Genomic DNA, 22,572 nt, shown 5'->3' on the forward strand with positions numbered 1-22,572 from the left:
GGGGGCGACTCAACCTACCAAGGCCCACAAAAGGGGCGGCGGATGAGCTCCGCCACCCCCGTCGATCCGGGTGGGTCAAGCGTTCGCTGCGACGACCTCGAGCAGGGCCTCGCCGTAAGACTCGAGCTTCTTCGCACCGACGCCGGTGATGCCGTCGAGGTCCGCCAGCGTGCGCGGTTTCGCCGCCGCGACGGCCACCAGGGTGGCATCGCCGAAAACCACGTAGGCGGGAACGCCCTGCTGGCGTGAGGTGGTGCTGCGCCAGGCACGCAGGGCCTGGAACAGCGCCTCCTGCTCGCTGCTGAGCTCGGCGAGGCCGGCCTTGGCGGTGGCGGCGCGGGCAGCGGGGGTGCGCTTCACGGGCTTGTCGGGTTCGCTGCGCAGCTGCACGGGGCGGTTGCCGGCGAGCACCTCTGCGGCGGCCTCGGTGAGGATCAGGGTGCCGTATTCGCCGGAGGTGGCGATGAACCCCTGCGCGAGCAGCTGCCGCACGACTCCCCGCCACTGCTGGTCGGTGAGGTCGGCGCCGATGCCCCAGGTGGCCAGCTGGTCGTGGTTGTGCTGGGTGGTGCGCGGGGTGGTCTTGCCGCGCAGGATGTCGATGAGCTGGCCGGCGCCGAAGCGCTGGTTGCGTTCGCGCAGCAGGCGCACGATCGTGGAGAGCAGTTTCTGGGCGGGAACGGTGCCGTCCCAGGCCTCCGGCGGCGTGAGGCAGGTGTCGCAGTTGCCGCACGGTTCACTGGCCTGGCCGAAGTAGCGCAGCAGGTTGACCCGCCGGCAGTGCACGGTCTCGCAGAGCGCGAGCATGGCGTCCAGGTGCGCGCTCATCTTGCGGCGGTGCGAGAGGTCCCCCGGCGACTCGTCGATCATGCGGCGCTGCTGCACGACGTCCTGCAGGCCGTAGGCGAGCCAGCCGGTGGATGGCAGGCCGTCGCGGCCAGCACGGCCGGTTTCCTGGTAGTAGCCCTCGACGGACTTGGGCAGGTCGATGTGCGCGACGAAGCGCACATCCGGTTTGTCGATGCCCATGCCGAACGCGATGGTCGCCACGATGATGACGCCCTCTTCGCGGAGGAACCTGGACTGGGTGCGGGCGCGCAGGCCCTGGTCGAGGCCGGCATGGTACGGATAGGCGTTCAGGCCGTTGGCGCGCAGGAACTCGGCGGTCTGCTCGACGGTCTTGCGGCTGAGCGCGTAGACGATGCCGGCGTCGGTGGGGTGCTCGGTCTTGATGAAGTTGAGCAGCTGCTTGCGCGGCTCGTTCTTGCCGACGATGCGGTACTGGATATTGGGCCGGTCGAAGCTGGCGACGAAGTGCTGCGCCTCGCCCATCTGCAGGCGCTCGGTGAGCTCCTTGTGGGTGGCGTCGGTGGCCGTGGCGGTGAGCGCGATGCGGGGCACATCGGGCCAGCGGTCGGCGAGCTCGGAAAGCGCGAGATAGTCCGGGCGGAAGTCGTGGCCCCACTGGGAGACACAGTGCGCCTCGTCGATGGCGAACAGGGCGATGGTGCCGCGATCGAGGAACCGCTTGGTGGCCTCGTTGCTCAATCGCTCGGGGGCGACGTAGAGCAGGTCGAGGTTGCCGGCGAGGTAGTCACGTTCGACCTGGTTGCGGGCGGCGGAGTCCTGGCTGGAGTTGAGGAACGCGGCGCGCACGCCGACGAGGGTGAGCGCATCCACCTGGTCTTGCATGAGTGCGATCAGCGGGGAGATGACGATGCCGGTGCCCTCGCGCACGAGCGACGGGATCTGGTAGCAGAGGCTTTTGCCGCCACCGGTGGGCATCAGCACGACGGCGTCGCCGCCACCGATGAGCTGGTCGATGATCTGGGCCTGCTCACCACGGAACGAGTCGTAGCCGAAGACCGTGTGCAGCGCCTCGGCGGCGGTGCCGAACTTGGCGGTGGCCCGCTTGGGCGGCGGCGGGGCGAGCAGCGTTGCGCCGCCGGCGGGCGGGCCGAAATCGACGGGACCGGAGCCGGCCGGGCCGGCGGCGGCCGACGCGGGCGTGGCGAAGCCACCCTGACCGTAGGGGTCTGGGGGCGGTGGGGCATCGAAGTCGTCCGGCGGCTCGAACTCGTCAGGATCCCACGGTATCTCGGCGTTCCAACTCACCCGCCAACTCTACCCGCGCCCACCGACGCCACTGGCCGGGGCGGCGGCATGTGGATGGATGCCACGGCCCACCCGCAGCTCTCGCGAAAGCGGTGGTGTGGTTGCTTCGGAGCACCCGAGGTGACCGTTCCACCGCTCTCGCGAAATTGCCTGACCTACTGCGGGATGGGGTGATGGCTATTTCGGGGTGGGACGGCGCAGCAGCAGGAGCGTCACACCGATCGCGGCGAGGATTGCCACGAGCGCTCCGCCGATCCAAAGCAGGTCGGTGACGTCGACCGCCGAGCCGGACTCCGCGGCGTCGGCGCCGGCCGCTTCGGAATTGGCCGGTCCGGTCTGGCCTGAACCAGCGGTGGCGCACTCGGGCGCGGTCGCGGAACCCTCGTTCAGCACCTGGGCCGCGTCGGGCTGCCAGGTGAAGGTGAAGGTGTCCGAGATCGGATGCCCATCGGTCGACACGACCTGCCAGGTCACCGTGTACTCCCCCGGCTGGCCGAGCTGCACCGCGGTTTCGAGGGTGGGCCCGGCGATCGTCGAACAGCCGTCGCCGTAGTATCTCGGCGCGTCGGCCGGGCCGGTGACCTGGATGACACTGCCCTCGCCCTGGCCCGAGAGGTCGAGCAGGTTGTCGTTGGTGGTGATCGATACGGTCCCGGGCTGCTCGGTGACGATCGAACCCGCCGCCGGTGTCGAGCCGACCAGGTAGTTGTGCGCAAACGCCGGGGCGGCCGTGGCGCCGAGACTGGCGACGGCCAGCACGGCCCCGGCCAGCGCCGACCGCTTCAGCATGCGGGCGTGCCGGCGGCTGTTTCGGATGGGTGCCATGGGGAGCTCTATGCGGCGTTCTTGCGGCGGGCGGCGACGGCGACCACGAGGCCGACGGCGCCGACGATGAGACCGCCGATGCCGAGCAACCGGGCCAGCACATCGTCGGTGGCGATCGGCTCGGTCGCGGGGGCGCCATCCGCTGCGGCAGCGGCATTGTGACCGTGGCCGGACTCTGCGCCGGCCTCGGTGACGGTGAGCGACGGGGCCGGGTGGGCCGGTTCGGCCTCGCCCTCGACGACCGTCTCTGACCAGTCGGTCTCCCCGACCTCGCAAGACTGAAGCACGGGGAACGCCAGCGTGTCGCCGACGGCGGCGTCCTCGGGGATCTGCAGGCTGAGTACGAAGGTGGTGCGGAGGCCGTCGGCGAGCGGGGTGAGAGCCGTGTAGGTGACCTGGCCGTCGGTGAGCGGCGTGATGTCCCAGCCCGGGTTGATGGTGGGGGTGACGCTGGTGATGGTGTCGGGGATGTCGATGGTGATGCCGGTGGTGGCCGACCCGTCGCAGCCGTGGCCGAGCGAGAAGGTGAGCAGGCTGTAGGAGCCGGCGGCGGTCGACGACGGTTCGACATCGACGTGGGCGCTGGCGGCCAGCGGCGCTGACAGGGCGAGCAGGCCGGCTCCGAGAAGGGCGGTGGCGGAGAAGACGGGCGTGGAGAGCTTCATGATGGGTCCTTGGGTTGGTGGCCGGTCGACACGCGAGTGGTCGAATCGTGGCCGCGGCCCGCGCGGGGCCGACAGGCATGGCGGGGCTCGGTACGAAAATTCGACGGGGCGGCCGACGGATGGGTCGACATATATATAAGAGGTGCGAAGACTGAAGGTGGCCGAGCGTGACGCTCAGGCGAACAGGTGCACCGGCGGCCCACGATGCCGCATCGGACTCAGCAGGACGAGAAGGTCGCGGGGCGGCAGAGCGGCCGAGGACGCCGAGATCGTCTGGGGGATGTTCGGGATCGGGGTGAGCACGAGGATCCGCACGAGGGCCTTCAGGGCCACCGTCGCGGTGCTGAACAGACCCCAGAAGGCCCGCTCGCCGAAGCGGAGCGCCAGGACGGTCACCACGGCGGCGAGGACGTGGGCCCCGGTCATCATCAGCCCGTGGTCGGCGCCGGACATGGTGCCGGCCTGCATCGATGATGGCACCAGCACGGCGACGCTGCCCGCGCTGTGGGCGTGCGCGGTTGCCGCATCCGTGGTCACCAGGGCGCCGCCCGCGCTGCCGAAGGAGAACAGCCCGTGGAAGACGAGTTGACTCAGCAGCACCGCCGCGGTGAGTCGCCAGGTGGACAGGGTGCGGCCGGACAGGGCGATGGAGACGATCCCGGCGAAAGCCAGGGACACGACCACGGCCAACAGGCCGGGCACGGCTCCGCCACCCACGGTGTGCGACAACGCGGCAACAAACGTGGAGACGGCCGCGACGATCCACCCACGGGCGAAGCGCGCCCAGCGTGTGGTCATGATTCTCCCTTTGTCACGGTTCCTCGAATCTATCAGGACCGCGCCGTTCAGCTGCCTCTCGGAGAACACGCGGCTCCGGTCGGGCAGAATGGGAACAGTGCTGGCACCAGACAGGCACCCGGCATTTTCCCTCGGCACGTCGATCGCGGTGGCCGCCCTGCTCCTGTCGGGTTGCGCCGCCAACGAATCCGGTGACGAGACGAGCACTCTGGCCGGCACGCTGGACGGTGCCGGGTCGAGCGCGCCGGGGTCCGCCGCCATCGACCTGCCCGTCTACGTGTCACCGTCGGTGTTGGTCTACAACGTCGATGGCGTGGACACCCTGCGCCTGGATCCGTCGGCGATCGCGAACATTTTCTCCGGTGCGATCACGCGGTGGAACGACCCCGCCCTCGTCGACCTGAACCCCGACGCCACCCTGCCCGCCGAACAGATCTCCGCGGTGCATCGCTCGGACGATTCGGGCACGACGAAGTGAGGGCACCCAAGGCAACTCCGGCGTCGTGAGCGCCGTCGCCAACGGCAACAACACCATCGGCTACGCGGATGCGTCCAGGGTCGGTGACCTCTCTGTCGCGGCGTTGCAGGTGGGCGACGAGTTCGTCGATTTCTCCACCGAGGCCGCCGCGGCCGTCATCGACGCCTCGCCCCTGGTGGCGCGGGACAACCCCTACGACCTGGTGGTGGATGTCGACCGCACCTCCACGGCCCCCGGCGTGTACCCGCTGGTGCTCGTGAGCTACCTGATCGCCTGCGAAGACTATCCCGACGCCGACCAGGCCGAGCTCGTCGCGGCCTACCTGGCGTACATGGCCAGCCCGGAGGGTCAGGCCGCCGCCGCAGAGAGCGCGGGTTCGGCGCCGCTGTCCGCTGACTTTTCTGACCGGGTGCTCGAGGCCGTCGCAAGCATCCGCTGAGCCGCGCATCCGCCCCCGCTGACCAGGCCGGGCGGATATCTGTGGAGCACCGCGCGGATGCCCCACAGACATCCTGTGCTCGCGCGCGCTGTCACAAACCCGAATTGTGAGGGAGCACGCGAACGACAAAACCGTACCGCATCCCCGATCGTGCGCGACGGATTCGCGCGCCGGTTAACCGCCGGCAGGGCACCCGCCGAAACGGATGCCCTGCCGGTTGTGCGCTGGTGTTACAGGTTCGCCAGAGCGGTGATCGAGGCGTCGCCCGGCGTGGCCGAGGTGAAGCTGGAGTCGATCTCGGCCCGGTCGAGCAGGTCTTCCATGCGACGACGACGCTGCTTGGGGATCAGCGTGACGACGGTACCGGACTTGCCGGCGCGGCCGGTGCGGCCGGCGCGGTGCAGGTAGGTCTTGTACTCGTCGGGCATGTCGGCCTGGATGACCAGGTCGATGTCGTCGACGTGGATGCCGCGGGCGGCGACGTCCGTGGCGACGAGAACATTGACGCGACCGCTGGTGAGCATCTGCAGGTTGCGGGTACGGCGGGCCTGGTTGAGGTCGCCGTGCAGGCTGGTGGCCTTGACGCCGGCGTCCTCGAGCTGGTCGGCGAGCTGCTCGGCGTAGGCGCGGGTGCGGCTGAAGATGAGCGTCTTGCCCTGGCGGTCGACAAGCTGGCCGATGATGGAGGCCTTGTCGCGGTGCTCGATGAGGAGGACCTTGTGGTCGATCGTGCTGGAGGCCTGGTCTTCTCCGGCGACCTCGTGCACGGCCGGGTTGGTCAGGAATTCCTTGACAAGCGAGGCGACGCCCTTGTCGAGGGTGGCCGAGAACAGCAGACGCTGGCCGCCCTTCTTGGTGAGGCGCAGGATGCGCTGAACCGGCTCGAGGAAGCCCAGGTCGCACATGTAGTCGGCCTCGTCGAGGACTGTGATGACAACCTCGGACAGGTCGAGACGACCCTGCTCGACGAGGTCCTCGATGCGGCCGGCGGTGCCGATGATGATGTCCACGCCGCGCTGGAGGGCGCTGACCTGGCGGTACTGCGGAACGCCGCCGTAGATCTGGGTGGTGAAGAGGCCGACGCTGCGCGCGATGGGCTGCACGGTGCGGTCGATCTGCAGGGCCAGCTCGCGGGTGGGGGCCAGGATCAGCGCGCGGGGCTTGCGGGCCATCTTGCGGTCCTTGGCGCCGTTGTTCTCCATGAGCTTCTCGATCATGGGAGCGGCGAACGCGATGGTCTTGCCGGAGCCGGTCTTGCCGCGGCCGAGCACGTCACGGCCGGCGAGCACATCGGGGATGGTCGCGGCCTGGATCGGGAACGGGGACGGAGCGCCGAGGAGAGCGAGCTCGCGCACGATGTTGCCACCGAGCCCGAGGTCGCCGAACGTCACGCCGACAACATCTTCTGCGGTCGTGGCGATGGCCTCGAGGCGCTCGAGCACCACGTCGTCGCCGGCGGCGAACTTGGGCTTGGAGTCGCGGTCGGGGTAGAAGTTGCTGGAGTGGCCGCCGTCGTTGGAACGGTCGTTGCGGGCCGCGCGGTCATTGCCGTACGCGGGACGTTCGCCACGGGCCGGACGGTCGTTGCTGTACGACGGGCGGTCGGTGCGGGCGGGGCGATCGCCGTAGGACGGACGCTCCGTGCGGGCCGGACGGTCGCTGTTGTAGGACGGACGCTCGGTGCGAGCCGGACGGTCGCTGTTGCGGTCGTTGTAGGCGGGGCGATCGGTGCGCGGGGCACGGTCACCGTACGACGGGCGGTCGTTGTTGTACGACGGACGGTCAGTGCGCGGGGCACGGTCACCGTAGGACGGACGCTCGGTGCGAGCCGGACGGTCGCTGTTGCGGTCATTATAGGCGGGGCGATCGGTGCGCGGGGCACGGTCACCGTACGACGGGCGGTCGTTGTTGTACGACGGACGGTCAGTGCGCGGGGCACGGTCACCGTAGGACGGACGCTCTGTGCGAGCCGGACGGTCGTTGTTGTACGACGGGCGATCGGTGCGCGGGGCACGGTCGCCGTACGACGGACGGTCGTTGTTGTACGACGGGCGATCGGTGCGCGGGGCACGGTCGCCGTAGGAGGGACGGTCGCCGCGAGCGGGACGGTCGTTGTTGTACGAGGGACGGTCGCCGCGAGCGGGACGGTCGTTGTTGTACGAGGGACGGTCGGTGCGCGGGGCACGGTCGTTGGAGGCCGGACGCTCGGTGCGGGCACCGTAGGCGGGACGGTCACCGTAGGCGGGACGGTCGGAGGAGGAGCGCTCACCGGAACGCGCTGCGCGCTCGTCGGCGTTCCAGCGCTGCTTCTTGGGAGCGCCATCGTCTGCGCGGTAGCCGCGGTGTCCGGGGCTCTTGCTGCCGCCCTTGGGTGCGCCCTTGGGGCCGCCCTTGGAGTGGCTCGGGTCGAAGTTCTTGGCTGCGCGGCCGACGGCCGGCTTCTTGCTAGAAGGCATAGAAGTATTTCTGGGTTGTGTTGAGTACATGGCAGTAGTGCGTCGCACGGCGACGCAACCTGAGAACCCGGGCAGTCTATGGCCGGGGCCGTTCACATACAGTGATTTTTCACCAGCGGATTACTGGGAAACCGGCCCATCCTGACTTACAAACCCATCCGCGCACACAATCAAACACGCGGTGTCAAGAGCCGACTTGTCCACGTTACCTTATCGAGTCCCAAAAGTCACGGTTGCTAGCCGGCGGGCTTTGGGTGCGCGATGCCGTCGAGCCACTGTGCGAAGGACTCGGCACCTCGTTCGGTGTTGGGGGCCGGCAACAGGGTGCCGTCTCGCATCGCGGTGCCCATTCGGCCCGGGAGCTTGAATTGCACGATGCGGGCGTGAGTGCGCGTGACTCGGGCGTAGTCGCGCACCATGTCGACAAGGCGTTCCTCCCGTGGGCCGCCGAGATCGGGCACCTGCCCGCGCGGCGGGCCCACCACAAGCTCGACGAGCCGCTGGGCAACCTCCCGCGCCGCGACGGGCTGGGTCCGCATGACGGGCACCAGGGTGAGGATGCCGCGCGAGCCTCGCCCGAGGGTCTGGGCCGCGAACTCGTGGAACTGCGTGGCCCTGAGCATGGTCCACGGCACGGCGCCGCGTTTCACCGCCTCCTCCTGGACGACCTTGCCCGCGTAGTACCCGGCGGAGACCGTGTCGGCATTCACGATCGAGAGGGTGACGTGGTGCCGCACCCCGGCGGCGGCCTCTGCCCTGAGCAGCGTGGCCGTGGCCGTGCCGAAGAAGCGGGTGGACGCTTTAGCGGACAGCGTGGAGGTGTTGACCACATCGATGACCCCGTCAACACCGTCGAGCACCGAGGAGAGCCTGTCTCCGGTCACGAGGTCGATTCCGGTCGACCGGGCGAGGACGACAGGCTGGTGCCCAAGACGGCTGACCAGGTCGGTGACGTGACGCCCGACGGTGCCGGTTCCTCCCGCTATCGCGATCTTCACGACGCCTCCTTTTCGAGCTCTCCCCGCGGGGACAGGCCCAGGTGATGCCGCGATTCTATGCCGATGGCGCCGAAACCTCTGGGCCCGCGGGGCCAGCCGCGATTGGGCGGGAAGCCGGGAATCGTGCAGACTCGTTCGATGCGCACTCCCGATCTCTCCCCACGTGCCGCCGGTGGCCTGGTGAAGACCGCCGTGGCACATCCCCGCCTGCTGCAGGCCGTGAAGACGGCCGTTGCGGTGGCGATCGCCTGGAAGCTCGCCCCCCTGATGCCCGGCGTCGCCAACGATTACCCCTACTACGCGCCGCTCGGTGTCATCGTGGCCAGCTTTCCGACCCTGATGGGGTCGATCAAGAACGCTATGCAGACCCTTGCCGGGCTGGTGATCGGCATTGCTCTGGCGGCCGCGGTGATCATCTTCAGCGAACCCAGCGTGCTGACGGTGTCGCTCGTGGTGGGGATCGGCATGCTGTTCGGCGGCATCCGCCAGCTGGGCGCCGGACGGGAGTACGTGCCGATCGCGGGTCTGTTCGTGCTGATCGTCGGCGGTCCGAACGCCGACGGCTATTCGATCGGATACGTCTCGCAGATGACCCTGGGCATCGTTGTCGGGCTGGCGGTGAACCTCCTCGTCGCACCCCCGCTGCGGGTGACTGCCGCGGTGAAGGAATTGTCCAGGTTGCGGCGTGCGCTCGGATTGCACCTGGGTTCGGTTGCCGACGCCCTCGAGGCGAGCTGGCCGCCCGAGGAGGGCGAATGGTCCAAGCAGGGCGCCACGTTGGCGAGCACCAGCACTGCCGTGCGTCGCGCGTTGGCGGAGGCCGACGAGAGCCGCCGGATCAACCCGCGGGCGCGCATCCGGCCGCACGATCTCAGCACCGACTATGACGACCTGGCGGCGCTCGAGAACGCGACCTTCTATGTGCGCGACCTCACCGACGTGCTCGCTGGGGCGGCCTGGGGTACACCGGTGCCCGTGGAGCTGCCGGCCGCGCTGCGACCGGCGCTGAGTGCGGCGGTGCGGGCGACGGCCGCCCTGGTCAATGAATGGGACACCGGGGAACCGAGTCTCGACGCCCTGCGGGCGGCCGAGGATGCCGCAGCCGCCATGACCGAGGCGATCCATGAGCACCGTGAACTGGGTGCGGAAGCCATCGTCGCGGCCAGCGCGGCGGCCCTCGACGTCACCCGGATGCTCGCCGCTCTGAGCCCGGGGATTACCCGCGACGTCCCCGCGAAGGCCTGACGCCCCGCTGAGGCCGCCGTCGGGCCGCTCTGCGACGCGCCCGGCCGGCGTTTTGACGCCCGCCGATTAGCGGGCCGGGCCCGACCGATCTATTCTCGAAAGCACCCGCACCCAGCACATTTCAGGAGCATCCGTGAGTAACGGTCGCCGCATCATCGGACTCGGCTCCCGACGCTTTCTCGTTCTCTTCGTCGCCTATGCCGGCGGCATGGCCGTCGTGGCCACCGCCTTGCTCGGCGGCCTGCATTGGAACCTGCGCCCGGTGGCGCCCGCACAGGCCGGCGGAACCGCGAGCGAGGTCGACACCACGGCGATCGTGGGCATCCGCACCTTCACCGCGCCCGGGGACGCCGTGATCGATGAGGACGTCGTCTACGCCACCCAGCCGGACGGCACCCAGCTCACCCTCGACGTCTGCTCGCCGCCAGAAGCGGATGCCGGGTCAACCGCTGACGTGGACGGCGACACCGGGGACGCGGCGGCCGGCCAAACGGCCGCGCCCGATCCGTCCCCTGAGCCCGAGCCGACGGCGGCTCCCGCCGACGACGCATCCGCGGATCCGGCCACCGCTGGCGCGATGGAACCGGGCACGGACACCGAGACGCCCTCTCAAGCCACCCTCCGGCCGGCGGTGCTCTCCATCCACGGCGGCAGCTGGGCTCGCGGCGACAAAGGCAACAGCGACTGGCGCAATGTCTGCGAATGGCTCGCCTCCGAGGGGTTCGTGGCGTACTCGGTGAACTACAGGCTGGTGCCGGCGGTGAGTTTTCCGGCTGCCATTGAAGACCTGGGCCGCGCCGTCGAGTGGATGCGCGCAAATGCCGAGCACTACGGCATCGACCCCGCTCGAATCGGTGCCTTCGGCGGTTCGGCGGGCGGCAACCTGGCCACGCTGCTCGGTGCCCGCGGCACTGGATCGCTTACCGACGGCAGCCGGGTCGCGGCTGTTGCCGAGCTCTCCGGGCCCGTCGACCTGAGCTACGACGGCATCGTGGTGGCCGGCGGCTCCTCTGGGCTTGAGCAGATCGTGCTCGACTACCTGGACTGCGAATCGCTGCTGGACTGTCGGGCGGCCCGGGACGCGTCGGCCGTCAGGTCGCTGGATCGCACCGACCCGCCCGTCTTCGTCGGGTCGTCCACTGACGAGTTCATTCCGCTGAGCCAGTCCACCGGCTTCGCCGCGGAGCTCAACGCCCTCGGCATCGTCAACCAGCTCGTCACGGTGCCGGGCAGCCTGCACTCCATCGGCATCCTCGATGCGGCGATGCGCGGTGCGGTGTCGGCCTTTCTGCACGAGCACCTCGACACGGACTGAGCCAGGCGCACGGCCTGAAAAGAGTTATCCACAACCCGCCGGCACTCCGCCCGGCCGGGTGGTCGTCGTTGTTCTCATCCGACGCCGCTCCGGCACTGGTTGATGCGGAAGGGCCGGCTTGAGGGGCAAAGGGAAGGTCTACGCCGATGCTCGTACCTAGGGCTGGCTCCCCGCCGCCGAGTTCCTGAGGATCTCCTTGCTCAGCGCGGGCAGCGCCAGGACGAGCTGGAGGACGGTTCGGGCGGTGCGCTGGACCTCGCCGAGTGTGATGCCGTCTGGGCGAGCGAGGGAATCGAGCAGAGACGATGCCGCCGAGGCGTCGAAGCCGCCGCTGACGTGGTCGAACCATCCGCCAGGCATAAAGACGTCGACCTGCGCGCGGACCCGGTAAGCGTCGTCAGCCACCGCCGGGCAATCCGGGTCGACGGCGCGCTGCATCCACCAATCGGTGATCACCGTTCCCTCAAATCCCCATTCCTCCCGCAGGATCGTCGTGCACAACTCGTCGTTGTAGTGCGACCATGCGCCGTTGATTTTGTTGTACGACGTCATGAGGGTGTGCGGGCGCGCCTGGGCGAGGCAGATCTGAAACCCGCGCAGATAGATCTCCCGCAGAGCCCGTTCCGAGACCCTCGAGTCGTTGAGGTTCCGGTTGGTTTCCTGGTTGTTGCACGCAAAGTGCTTGGGGCAGGCCGCTACTCCCGCTTCCTGGACGCCAGCCACGACTGCGGCCGCGATAAGGCCGGTGACCAGCGGGTCCTCGGAGAAGTACTCGAAGTTGCGCCCGCACAGGGGGTCACGGTGAATGTTCATTCCCGGGCTGAGTAGCACGTGGGTGCCCTTGCGGACCATCTCCTCGCCGTGGTGCGCCGCGAGTCGACGCACGAGCGGGGTGTTCCAGGTTGAGGCGAGTGCCGCTCCGCAGGGCAGGAGCGCAGCGTAGGCCGCCAGCCGGATGCCGGAGGGGCCGTCCGTCGTCGTGATGGGAGGCACGCCCTTCGCTCGTAGCGACGCGGTGATGCCGCCGAACACGCCGGCGTTCCCGGGCGTCCCGAGCGGGCTGTCCATGACTACGTCACCTCGGGTGAGCGCTTCCAGGTCCTCGTGGGAGAGCTGGGCCACGAACTCGTCGAGCGTCGCTGCCCCTTCAGCGACATCGGCCAGAGTGACGGCCTGGCTTCCGGTCTGCTCCAGCGCCGGAACCGTGCGTGCCTGGAGCCGTTCGCGGCGGGAGACCTCCCGCGTGGGGACATCCTGCCACCCGACGACGGCGCGACCGGCGTCGTCGCGGTCGAGAATCATCCGTTGGAAGGGGTGAGCGGCGGCGGGTGCGCACGCCTCGGTCAGCTGTTCGACGACGCGCAGCTCGCTGAGCGTGAACGAGGCGATCTGGGTCGCCGCGCGCACGTCGGTGCCGGCGAACACCGTGTATTGACCGGCCTCGAGGACGTAGGCGGACCGATGGCCGGTTGCCCCGGAATCGTCGTAAGAGGCCAGAGAGGCGATCGGGAACGCCAGGTGCAACGACTCGCTCTCGCCCGGGTCCAGTCGTCGCGACTTCGCGAAGGATGCCAGCGTGCGGGCAGGCTTGCCGAGCTCGCCGTCCGGCGCTTGGACGTACACCTGGACGACCTCAGCGCCGGGATGCTCCGTCCCGACGTTGCTCACGCGCGCGGTGACCGTGACCTCCTCGTCGTTGACGTGGGCCGTGGCCACCACATCGAGTCTCGAGTACCCGAGACCGAACCCAAAGGGAAAGAGGACGGCGTCGGGCGCGAAGGTTTCGAAGTACCGGTAGCCGACGTAGATGTCCTCCGCGTAGTCGTTATGCTCGAGCCCGCCGAAGTTCGGTGCGCTCGGGTAGTCGGCGTAGGAACGCGCGATGGTGTCGGTGAGTCGCCCTCCGGGCACCTGCACGCCGGTCAGGACGTCCGCGATGGCCCGCGCGCCCTCCATGCCGCCCTGCCAGGCGTAGAGCACCGAGGAGATCGCCTCGCCGTACTGGTCCAGCCAGGCGAGATCGATGACGTTGCCGCAATCGAGCACCACGACGGTGTGCGTGAACGCTGAGGTGACCGCGTCCAGCAGGCTCTTCTCCGCGTCCGTGAGGTAATAACTGCCCTGGGTCAGGGTGTTCTCTCGCGCTTCCCCGGCGGCACGCCCCAGGACGACGATGGCGACGTCCGTCCGGGTTGCGGCGGCTCGAACGGCCTCGCCTTCGAGGGGCATCTCCTCGAAGTAGCGCGGCCAATTCCCCCAGGTGCCCTCGTCGGGTGGGTTCTCCGCGCACCAGCGCGTGTAGGACGCGGCGAGATCTGCGTCGACGGTGACCTGGCCGCCGTCGCGCAGTGCGTCCAGAAGGTTCCAGGAGTACGGAGCGTTGACGTCCCCGCCCGACCCGTACCCGACCGAGAAGTAGTCGATCTGGACCCGCCCGAAGAGCGCAATGCGCGACCCCCCGCGCAGAGGGAGGGTGCCGTCGTTGCGGAGCAGGACAGTCCCGTCAGCGGCGGACTCCCGGCACAGCGCGACGAGCTCCAGGTCGATGTAGGTCTCGGTGTCAACCAGGCCCGTGGAGGCCTGCGCCAATTGCTCTTCGCCCGCCGAGAGCGATGGGGTGGGGTTGTCCGCCGGCGATGTCATCAGATGTTCCTCCATGGTCAGGCCTCAAGTGTGCTGCGGTCAACGCCGACGTGAACGTCGAGGACCGAGATTCCGACGAGGTCCGCGAACGAGACGGACAGGCCGCCCTGGCGGTAGTGCGCCGTCGTCTTGACCCCGGTGAGGGGCGCGCCGTCGGCCATCACGCGGACATCCCCGCTGCCGGGCTCGACGTGGAAGCGCACCGTGCGACGCTCGCCGGCAAGGTCGATGGCGATCGTGAGGCCGTCGTCCTCGAGAGCGAGGACCGGGTCTATGACCACCGCGCCGGCTCGCTCGACGAGGCCGAGCGCTCCCTGCACCAGCTGGCGAAGGTAGATACCCGGGCCACTGGAGTAGACGCGCCATCCGCCCTTGACCCCGACGGTGCCATCTCGCAACCGGTCGAAATTCGCGGCGGCGTCGTAGCGGTCGGTGAAGGCGGCGTCGGAGGATGAGTAGTAGCAGTTTCGCTGGCGCGGCATGCTCGTGCTCAGTCGCTCGAACTGGCCGACTGGGCTGATTCTCAACAGCTCCGTGACGAGCCGCTCTCGGCCCAGCGTCGCGAGGGCCTGCGTGTAGCGGATGTGGGCATGGGTGTACATGAGCCCGACTTCACGGCCGAAGTTCGCCGCTTGCTCACCACGACGGAAGAATCGCGTCTGGCCTTCGTGGAAGGGCGCGGGCCGGTCCATGAGGCGGACGCCGTCGGGGAAGTGCAGGTGCTCCTCGACGAGACTCTCGTGGCGCACTGCTTGCTCGGGGGTGAACAGTCCGGCGATGATCGACCGGGTCATGGGGATGAGCCGGTAGGAAAGCCCCGTCCGGTCGTCGCTGGGGTGCAGCACGGGCCGCGGGCCCTCGGGGGTGAAGACGACGTAGCCGGCGAGCACATCGTCGATGATGAGACGCTCAGCGAATTCAGCCGCTATCGTCGACGCCTCGGACATGAGGTCGGTGGCGAGCGAGTCGTGCGCGGTCCCCCGAAGCTGGCCGCCGAGGGTGCTGACCGCCTGAAACAGAAGGGCGACGGTCCAGGCGGAGGCCATCTCACGGCTCATTGAGGCCTGTGCGGGCTGGAGGGTGTCATCCCAGTCGCCCTCACCGTACGAGAGCAGGTCAGTCCCAGGGGCGCGGTGGCTGCGGATGTAGTTCAGGGAGGCGCGCACATGGTCGGTGAGGGGCGCAGCCACGCTGCCCGGGCGGCGCAGCTCGCCGTCCCAGTACGGCACCGTGACGTCGAGGATCGTCGTATCGCCGGTCGCAGCCAGGTACTCCCCCAGCGCCATCAAGGGCCAGACGACGACGTCGCCGTGGGCCTCGTCGGAGTACCGCTCGCGGTAGGCGTCGAACATGAACCATTGCGGCAGGGTCCCGTCCGGGGACTGCTGGGCGAACACCCGGCGGACGATGTCGCGCGCCGCGTCGAAGTGACCGAAGGCGAGGTTGAGCTCGAGCGGTCCCTGGCAGACGTCACGGGTGCCCCAGGCCGCGCCGGAGTATTGTTCGAGACCGTGCGGGACGAGGAAGTGAACCAGCGCGTTCTGCGTGAACCACGGCAGCAGGAGGTTGATCTCGGTGAGGCGGCCGTCGCCCTCGACCCGTAGGTTGCGCGTGTAGTCGGCGATGTAACCGCGGTGCGCCTCGAGCTCGGCGGCGACGTCGAGTGGGTTGTCGAGCACCGCCTCGGCGTGGGCGAGGGCGTCCGCGGCGCCGTCGAGGTCACCGGAGAGCACAAGCGAGGCCGAGGTCGTTGCGTCGAAAGCGACAGTCGTCAGGTTCGTGCCATGGGAGCGGCCGTCGGGGAAGAGCACCGTGTCGTCACCGAAGCGCCCGGCCTCACTGGCGAGTACGTAGACGAGATCAGGGCAGTGCTCGGCGACGTCGGTCCCGGCGTCCGCAGCGTAGACGATCGCGCGGCCGTTGAGGGCCCGGCTTGCGGTCCACGACTGCCCGCCGAGCTCGACATCCACGGTGAGGATGATGTCGATCGGCTGCTCGGAGTCGATGCAGATCTCGATGGCACGGGCGTCATGGCTCGCCGTCGTGCGCACCTCGATGCGACCGTCCTCGGTCGCGTAGATCCAACGGACCCCGCCGAGGTCGAGGACGAGGGCGGAGGGCACTCCGAGCAGCTGCCACCGGTCACCTATTCGAACGAGTGCCCGCACCCCTGAGGAACGCAGCAGGTTGAGGTGGTTGCGTTGGACGGAGACGAAACGGTTGGCGGTCGTGTTCCCGACGACAACGTGCGAGGCGAAGACCCCGTAGGCGTAGGCCGTCGCGGAGAGGATGTTGTCGTTCGGGCTAACGTCGGTGCCGGCCTTGAGGACGTGCCCGTGGGGTCGCTCAACCGCGAGTTCCTTTGCACGGCTGACGACGTGGGTGGCCTCTGGCGTGAAGAAGGACAGCAGGTTCCCGGCATCGTCGCGCTCGGGCTGGAGGACCCGGGACGACGCGTCGGAGTTCGCCGACACGGTCCCGAGCTCGGTGAGCTCGGCGTCGGAGAGGTCGAGGCCGGCCAAGAGCGGGGCCGATACCAACAGGGAGCGGGACGACGCGTGCGGCCCGGCAGCGGGAGCGGTATGCACTGTGACGGAGCTCGCTCCGTCGTGCAGTGCTGAGGGCGCGCTGCCCAGCCCCAGCGCGAGCGCGCGATCGAACAGTCCAGGCACCTCGTCGAGGGCGTCGGCGAGCTCTCCGCGGTAGTCCGCGACCACGGCCGTCACGGCGTGCACGGTGCGCGGAGCGGTGAGATCGAACTCGGGACCGAGTAGCACCGGGAAGGCGAACTCGTACTGATAGATGAGCGAGTCCCAGTCGGGCACGCCGAGACTGTGAGCGCGGCCATCGATCTTCGCGTCGAGCCCATAGAACGAGAATCCGTCGGTGAGGTAGGCGCGAGCTCCTTCGACGAGAGCGGTCACCGCCAGAGGCAGCACGGGCGCAGTCGCCATGGTCTGCCGGCTCGCGACCACGGCTCCGGCGCGGGCGTCGTCGAGCACGTGGTGCACGACGTACTGGCTCACGTACGGCTCGTTGTTGACGGCCGTCGAGAACGGCACGAGGGCCAGGTCCTGGGCGAAGACGACGTCGTAGATGGAGCCCGCCGCGCCGGGCTCAGCGGTCGCGAGGTCCACCCGCCACACCCAGACGTCACCGTGCGGGTCAAGAGTGAGAGTCACCACGTAGCTCGCCCCGAGGGCCTGGCCTGACCAGCGCACGTAGCCCGGCGCCTCAGCGAAGTCACCGGCCGAGCGTCCACCGACGAGCGGCACCCCCTCGACAATGCGAGCACCCGAGGCGTCCAGGCCGTGGCGGCGCAAGAACACGCCGCCGACCATGGCGTCATGCTCGCTCGGCAGATACTGGTTGACCAACATCGACTCCCCGTACGTGATGGCACGCACGTCGCCGGCGGCTGACAGCTCGATGCGAGTGGTCCCCGCCTCAAGCAACGCCGCCGTCGGCGCGACTCTCCTCTGGCCACGCTCGGCCGGCAGGTCTGTGGCTGCTGCAGCAGGATCGGCAGTGGATGGGTGGACGGTGTGCGTGGTCACGAATATTCCTCAAGGCAGGCAGCTGCAAGTGGGTGGGGTGCGGCGGGTCGAGCGGGATGGTGCGGGCGGGAAAGCTCAGACGGCGAGAGCGTTGGCCGTCGCCACGTTGCCGAGCCAATGAGCGCTGGGTTTGACGGTCCGCACGAAGGTGGAGCGGTCCACACTCACGAGCCCGAAGGTCGGGCCGTAGGAACCCCACTCGTAGTTGTCGAGCAAGCTCCAGTACAGGTAGCCCTCCACCTGGATCCCGTCGGTGATCGCCCGGTGCAGTCCCTCGAGCGCGCCCTGCAGATAGGCCACCCGGCGGGTGTCATCGTCGGTAGCGATGCCATTCTCGGTGACGAAGACGGGCACCCCCGGTGCCATCTCGTGGGACAGGCGGATACCGTCCTCGAGGGCTCGCGGGTAGAACTCCCAGCCGGTAAGGGTCCTCTCGGCGTCGTCGGCTATCGGGAGCGGCCCCTCGGGACCGATCTTGGTGCGGGTGTAGGCCTGCACGCCGACCCAGTCGTCGCCGGCAGCCATCTCGAGGTACCAGGCGTCACGGTCGTAGCCATACTCACGGGCGATCTCCTCGCAGCCTGGCTCAGGCTGAAAGTCCTGTGTGGCGACCGTCCAGCCAGTGCGGAAATCGCCTGCCTCCGCGAGCACCGCTCGGCAGGCGCGGTGGGCCGCGAGCAGGGTCCGGGCGACGCTGACGTCGGGTCCGGGCTGTCCGAAAGCTTGCAAGGTCGTACCTAGACCGTCGCCTCCGGCCATCATCGCGACCATGTTCGGCTCGTTGATGGTGCACACCCATTCCACGCCCTCAAGGACGGGGAGCACGGTCCGCGTGTAAAAAGCGAATCGCTCGACGGCGTCGGGCGCACGCCACCCACCTTCGTCCTCGAACCACTGCGGAATGGTGAAATGGTGCAGCGTGATCATCGGCTCGAGGCCGAGCTCAATGGCCGTCAGGACCATGCGGCGGTAGTGGGCGAGCTCCGCCTGAGAGACGAAGCCTTTCTGGGGCTCGATGCGAGCCCACTCGATCGAAAAGCGATACATACCCAGGCCCGCATCGACGAGCGCCTGCATGTCCTCGCGGAAGCGGTGGTAGCTATCGCAGGCATCAAGGCTCGGCTCGGCGATCGTGGAGTCCACGAGGTGCTCGCGACGCCACCAGTCGGAGCTGACGTTGTTGCCCTCGATCTGGTGAGCGGCGGTCGCGGATCCCCAGCGGAATCCTTCGGGGAAGTGCAGCATGTTTGCCTCGCTTGGTCTTGTGTGGATTGGTGCAGTCAGCACGTGGTGTGCGCAGTGCGCCCGGCGCCGGTCATCGCCCGGCTCCCGCGCGGTGTGGCTGCGGAATCGCCTCGAGCAGCTCCATCGTGTAGGGGTCCTGGGGGAACCGAAGCACCTGGGCGGTCTGTCCGGACTCCACCACGCGGCCTTGATTGAGGACCATGATCTGGTCAGTCACCAGCCGGGCGGAGAGGAGGTCATGGGTGATGTAGAGCATCGAAACGCCGAACGTGACCCGCAGTCCATCAAGGAGCGCGAGAACACCAGCGCGCAACGACACGTCGAGCATCGAAACGGGCTCATCCGCGATGATCACCTGCGGGTCGCAAGCGAGCGCGCGGGCGATGACCACGCGCTGACGCTGTCCGCCGGAGAGCTGATGCGGGAGCTTCGCCGCGAACTGCTCGACGGGCGTCAGACCCACGGTATCGAGGAGCTCGAGCACGCGGGTGCGCGCCTCGGCACCGCGCAGTCCGGTGTAGTTGAGGACGGGGCGCATGAGCGCGTACTCGACGGTGTGCAGTGGGTTGAGCGCGGAGTACGGGTCTTGGAAGACCATCTGCACCTCCTGGCGTAGCCCCCGCAGCCCCTTGCCCCGTAGCGTATCGACCCGGGTCTCACCGAAAAGGATCGTGCCCGATGTCGGACGTTCGACGCCGGTGATGAGCTTGGCGATGGTGGACTTTCCCGAGCCGCTCGCGCCGACCAGGGCCATGGACTGGCCCCGGTCGAGGGTGAAGGAGACGTGGTCCACGGCAGTGACCGGGTCGCTACCGCGGCGCGGCCGCGGATAGACCTTGGTGACGTCGTCGACCACGATCGCCGCCGCCTCGGGTCGCCCCGGTCGGCGCCGGGCGGGCCCGGAGGGCGCACTTGTCACCAACTCGCCCGTCATCGGCGAGACAGCGTTGGGGACGCCATCGAGCCCGGTGGTCGAGATCGTCGAGCCGCGCACGACGAGCCCGGGCACCTGGACGACCTCCGCGCGGGGGTCGGCATAGTGGCCGAGCAACATCTGTGTGTACTCGTGCTGCGGTGCGTGCAGGATCTGCTGCGACGTACCATCCTCAACGATGACGCCCTCGCTCATGACCATGACCCGTGTCGTCGACTCCAGCACGATGCCGAGGTCGTGACTGATCAGCAGCGCGGTAAAGTTCTCAGACTTCTGCAGCTCCCGGATGGTGCCCATGACGGCGTGCTGCACGAGCACGTCGAGAGCGGTGGTCGGCTCATCGAAGACCATGAGCTGAGGCTCGAGAGACAGGGCGAGAGCGATCGAGACGCGTTGTCGCATCCCGCCGGAAAGCTCGCCGGGGAAGCGGTCGAGCACATCGCGGGGTAGCTCGACCTTCTCGACGAGGTCGTAGGCTCGCGCGAGCCGCTTGCTTGCGGGCACGTGGCCGTGCGCGGCGAAAATGTCACCAAAATGCTTGCGAATCGAGCGCACCGGGTTGAGCGCGTTCATGCCCGACTGCAACACCATCGCGAAACCGCCCTGGCGCTGCTTGCGCAGCTCCTCGTCATCCATGTTCGCGATATCGCGCCCATCGAAAAGGATCGTTCCCTGTGAGATGCGCGCCGGCGCCTTGGCGAGGCGGGTCACCGCGAAGCCCAGGGTTGATTTTCCGGAGCCGGACTCTCCCACCAGGCCGACGAACTCGCCCCGTTCCAGGGAGAAAGAAGCGTTCTTGACCGCATAAGTCGGCTCCGCACCGCGCGGTTCATAGATGACCGACAGATTGTTGACCTCGAGCAGGCTCATCGTCCGGTTCCTTCCCGTAGGCGGGGGTTGGACAGGCCGTCCACCCCGAAGTTGATAAGAGTGAGCGACGTGGCGATCAGTGCGATGCACAGGCCGGGTGCGAACAACAGCACCCACTGACCGGTGAGCAGGGCGTTTGAATTCGACGCCCAGAAGAGCATGGATCCCCAGCTCACGGTCGTCGTGTCACCGATCCCCAGGAAGGACAGGCCAGACTCCGCGAGGATCGCCGACGTCGCCGCACCGAAGAAGCTGCCGGTGATGAGCGAGGTCATGTTCGGCAGGATCTCGTGGAAGACGATGCGGGCCGCGCCGTCTCCGGCGAACTGCGCCGCGGTGATGAAGTCACGACCGCGGATGGACTGTGTCTGCGATCGGAGCACGCGGGCCCCATAGGCCCAACCGGTGAGCACAACGACGAAGATGATCATCGTCATGCCGCCGTTCTGCAGGTAGGCCGCGATGACGATCATGAGCGGTAGCCCCGGGATGACGAGCACGAGGTTGACGATGAAGTTGATGACGTCGGCGAGCGGGCCACGGATATAGCCCCATGACAGGCCCACGACGACGGCGATGAGCGTGGAGAGAAACCCGGCGATGAAGCCGACGAGCACCGAAATCCGGGCACCGAAGATAACCTGCGAGAGCACGTCCTCGCCGGCAGCCGTGGTACCGAACCAGTGGCTCGGGGATGGAGATTGGTTGCGTCCGAAGCCGTTCTCGCTCGCGCCGTAGGGCGCGATGAGCGGCGCGAAGATGGCCAGAGCCACGAAGGCGAGGAGCAGGACCACGCCGATGCGGGCCTTCTTGTTGCTCCAGATCGTCGAGGCGCCGCGCGTGAGGACCCGCAAGGGCGAGGCCGGTCCGTGCTGCTTGGGGAGGACGGGGCCGGCACCGCGCGCGGCCTGATGGGGCGGGGTCGAGCCCGTGGGTTCAGGGAGATTCACTAGAGAAGTCATCGTCGGGTCCTCGGATCCAATAGTCCGTACAAGATGTCGACCAAGAAGTTCGCGAGCAGAATACTGATCGTGATCATGAGGAACAGCGCCTGCATGAGCGGGAAGTCCTGGTTCGTGACCGCGTTGAAGAGCAAGTAGCCCACACCGGGGTAGTTGAAGACCTGCTCGACGAGCAGCGAGCCACCCACCACACCACCGAGCGCCAGGCCGAAGCCGGTGAGGTTCGGCAGGATCGCGTTGCGGGCGGCGTACTTGATGGCGACGGTATGGGTGCGCAGACCGTTCGCTTCGGCGAAGGTGACGTAGTCGTCGCCGAGGGTATTGATCATGTTGTTGCGCATCCCGAGTATCCAGCCGCCGACGGAGGTGACGAGGATCGTCACGGCGGGCAGCCAGGCGTGGCCGAGCGCGTCGCCGATGAAGGCGAGGCTGAGGTTGGGGGTCGCTTCGAGGCCATACGCACCCGAGGTCGGGAACCACTTGAGCGTGTAGCCGAGGAAGAAGACGAGCAGAAGGGCGGTCCAGAAGTATGGAAAGGCCGAGGTGAACGTTCCGCCGAGCGTGGGGAGCGTGTCCAGCCAGGTGCCGCGCTTCCAGGCGGCGAGCACACCGAGCAGAGTCCCGAGCACGAACGCCACGATGGTCACGAGACCGACCATGACAAGTGTCCACGGGAGCGCGTTCAAGACGAGGGAGGAAACGCTCTGCGGGAAGAACGTGTACGAGACCCCGAAGTCGAGGCGGGACACGTTGCCGAGGTACTGAGCGTATTGCGACCACACGTCGCCGGTCGGGACGCCGAGCTGAGCCTCGATGGCTGCTCGGGTCGCTGGATCCACAGGGCCGTTCTGTGCCAGCTTCGCGATGGCCGCATCAGCAGGCGTGCCGGGCATGAGCCGCGGCAGCAGGAAGTTCAGGGTGATCGCGGCCCACGCGGTCAGGAGCAGCAAGCCAAGCTTGCGCAGGGGGTACCACACGGGTTACTCGCCTTCGATAGGAGGTTGGGGGCACAGCGGGGCTGAGCGAG

General features: G+C 68.3%; 16 protein-coding genes. 4 read left to right on the plus strand and 12 right to left on the minus strand.

Annotated elements, in window-relative coordinates:
• Positions 1-75: 75 nt before the first annotated feature.
• The 4 genes from recQ to E3T22_RS02385 form a co-directional block, all read right to left on the minus strand.
• Positions 76-2,115, minus strand: a complete 2,040-nt coding sequence (gene recQ / locus E3T22_RS02370) for a DNA helicase RecQ (protein ID WP_134480200.1) — start codon at positions 2,113-2,115, stop codon at positions 76-78.
• A 177-nt stretch (positions 2,116-2,292) separates the two neighbouring features.
• A complete protein-coding gene (locus E3T22_RS02375) occupies positions 2,293-2,940 on the minus strand; it encodes a copper resistance CopC family protein (protein WP_241983572.1) in 648 nt (215 codons plus the stop codon).
• Between the two features lie 8 nt (positions 2,941-2,948).
• Positions 2,949-3,605 (minus strand): YcnI family protein, encoded by a 657-nt coding sequence (locus tag E3T22_RS19300; RefSeq protein WP_134409382.1) that lies wholly within the window; start codon positions 3,603-3,605, stop codon positions 2,949-2,951.
• Between the two features lie 174 nt (positions 3,606-3,779).
• Positions 3,780-4,403, minus strand: a complete 624-nt coding sequence (locus E3T22_RS02385; RefSeq protein WP_134480202.1) for a hypothetical protein — start codon at positions 4,401-4,403, stop codon at positions 3,780-3,782.
• Positions 4,404-4,500: 97 nt separating this feature from the next.
• Between E3T22_RS02385 and E3T22_RS19605 the strand changes: the two genes are divergently transcribed.
• Together E3T22_RS19605 and E3T22_RS19610 are read left to right on the plus strand one after the other, a co-directional pair.
• Positions 4,501-4,881 carry a substrate-binding domain-containing protein gene (locus E3T22_RS19605; RefSeq protein ID WP_370291381.1) on the plus strand — a complete coding sequence of 127 codons (381 nt, stop codon included), beginning with the start codon at positions 4,501-4,503 and terminating at the stop codon, positions 4,879-4,881.
• 25 nt (positions 4,882-4,906) lie between these two features.
• Positions 4,907-5,320: a hypothetical protein gene (locus E3T22_RS19610; RefSeq protein ID WP_370291383.1), complete on the plus strand. Its 414-nt coding sequence runs from the start codon at positions 4,907-4,909 to the stop codon at positions 5,318-5,320.
• Between the two features lie 230 nt (positions 5,321-5,550).
• On the opposite strand, the gene E3T22_RS02395 is transcribed toward E3T22_RS19610, so the two are convergent.
• Positions 5,551-7,776, minus strand: coding sequence for a DEAD/DEAH box helicase (locus E3T22_RS02395; RefSeq protein ID WP_134409380.1), 2,226 nt, complete (start codon positions 7,774-7,776; stop codon positions 5,551-5,553).
• A gap of 236 nt (positions 7,777-8,012) precedes the next feature.
• Positions 8,013-8,774: an SDR family oxidoreductase gene (locus E3T22_RS02400; protein WP_088457359.1), complete on the minus strand. Its 762-nt coding sequence runs from the start codon at positions 8,772-8,774 to the stop codon at positions 8,013-8,015.
• A 138-nt stretch (positions 8,775-8,912) separates the two neighbouring features.
• On the opposite strand from E3T22_RS02400, the gene E3T22_RS02405 reads away from it, so the two are divergent.
• A complete protein-coding gene (locus E3T22_RS02405; RefSeq protein WP_088457360.1) occupies positions 8,913-10,019 on the plus strand; it encodes an aromatic acid exporter family protein in 1,107 nt (368 codons plus the stop codon).
• A gap of 133 nt (positions 10,020-10,152) precedes the next feature.
• The gene (locus E3T22_RS02410) at positions 10,153-11,334 is read left to right on the plus strand and encodes an alpha/beta hydrolase (protein WP_134480205.1); all 1,182 of its coding nucleotides are present in this window, start codon (positions 10,153-10,155) and stop codon (positions 11,332-11,334) included.
• A gap of 156 nt (positions 11,335-11,490) precedes the next feature.
• On the opposite strand, the gene E3T22_RS02415 is transcribed toward E3T22_RS02410, so the two are convergent.
• The 6 genes from E3T22_RS02415 to E3T22_RS02440 all read right to left on the minus strand — a co-directional run bounded on the left by E3T22_RS02415 (position 11,491) and on the right by E3T22_RS02440 (position 22,522).
• On the minus strand, positions 11,491-13,977 hold the full coding sequence (locus tag E3T22_RS02415; RefSeq protein ID WP_134480207.1) for a glycoside hydrolase family 3 C-terminal domain-containing protein: 2,487 nt from the start codon (positions 13,975-13,977) through the stop codon (positions 11,491-11,493).
• A 17-nt stretch (positions 13,978-13,994) separates the two neighbouring features.
• Complete coding sequence (locus tag E3T22_RS02420; protein ID WP_134480209.1) at positions 13,995-17,534, minus strand: hypothetical protein; 3,540 nt, start codon at positions 17,532-17,534, stop codon at positions 13,995-13,997.
• A gap of 75 nt (positions 17,535-17,609) precedes the next feature.
• Positions 17,610-18,779 (minus strand): glycoside hydrolase family 1 protein, encoded by a 1,170-nt coding sequence (locus E3T22_RS02425; protein WP_134409375.1) that lies wholly within the window; start codon positions 18,777-18,779, stop codon positions 17,610-17,612.
• Between the two features lie 70 nt (positions 18,780-18,849).
• On the minus strand, positions 18,850-20,583 hold the full coding sequence (locus E3T22_RS02430) for an ABC transporter ATP-binding protein (protein WP_134480210.1): 1,734 nt from the start codon (positions 20,581-20,583) through the stop codon (positions 18,850-18,852).
• Positions 20,580-21,545: an ABC transporter permease gene (locus E3T22_RS02435; RefSeq protein WP_134409373.1), complete on the minus strand. Its 966-nt coding sequence runs from the start codon at positions 21,543-21,545 to the stop codon at positions 20,580-20,582. Before E3T22_RS02435 ends, E3T22_RS02430 begins: the two co-directional genes overlap by 4 nt.
• The gene (locus tag E3T22_RS02440) at positions 21,542-22,522 is read right to left on the minus strand and encodes an ABC transporter permease (protein WP_088457365.1); all 981 of its coding nucleotides are present in this window, start codon (positions 22,520-22,522) and stop codon (positions 21,542-21,544) included. Before E3T22_RS02440 ends, E3T22_RS02435 begins: the two co-directional genes overlap by 4 nt.
• Between the last annotated feature and the right edge of the window lie 50 nt (positions 22,523-22,572).

The organism is Cryobacterium sp. TMB3-10 (assembly GCF_004402305.1).
GTDB classification, from domain to species: domain Bacteria; phylum Actinomycetota; class Actinomycetes; order Actinomycetales; family Microbacteriaceae; genus Cryobacterium; species Cryobacterium zongtaii.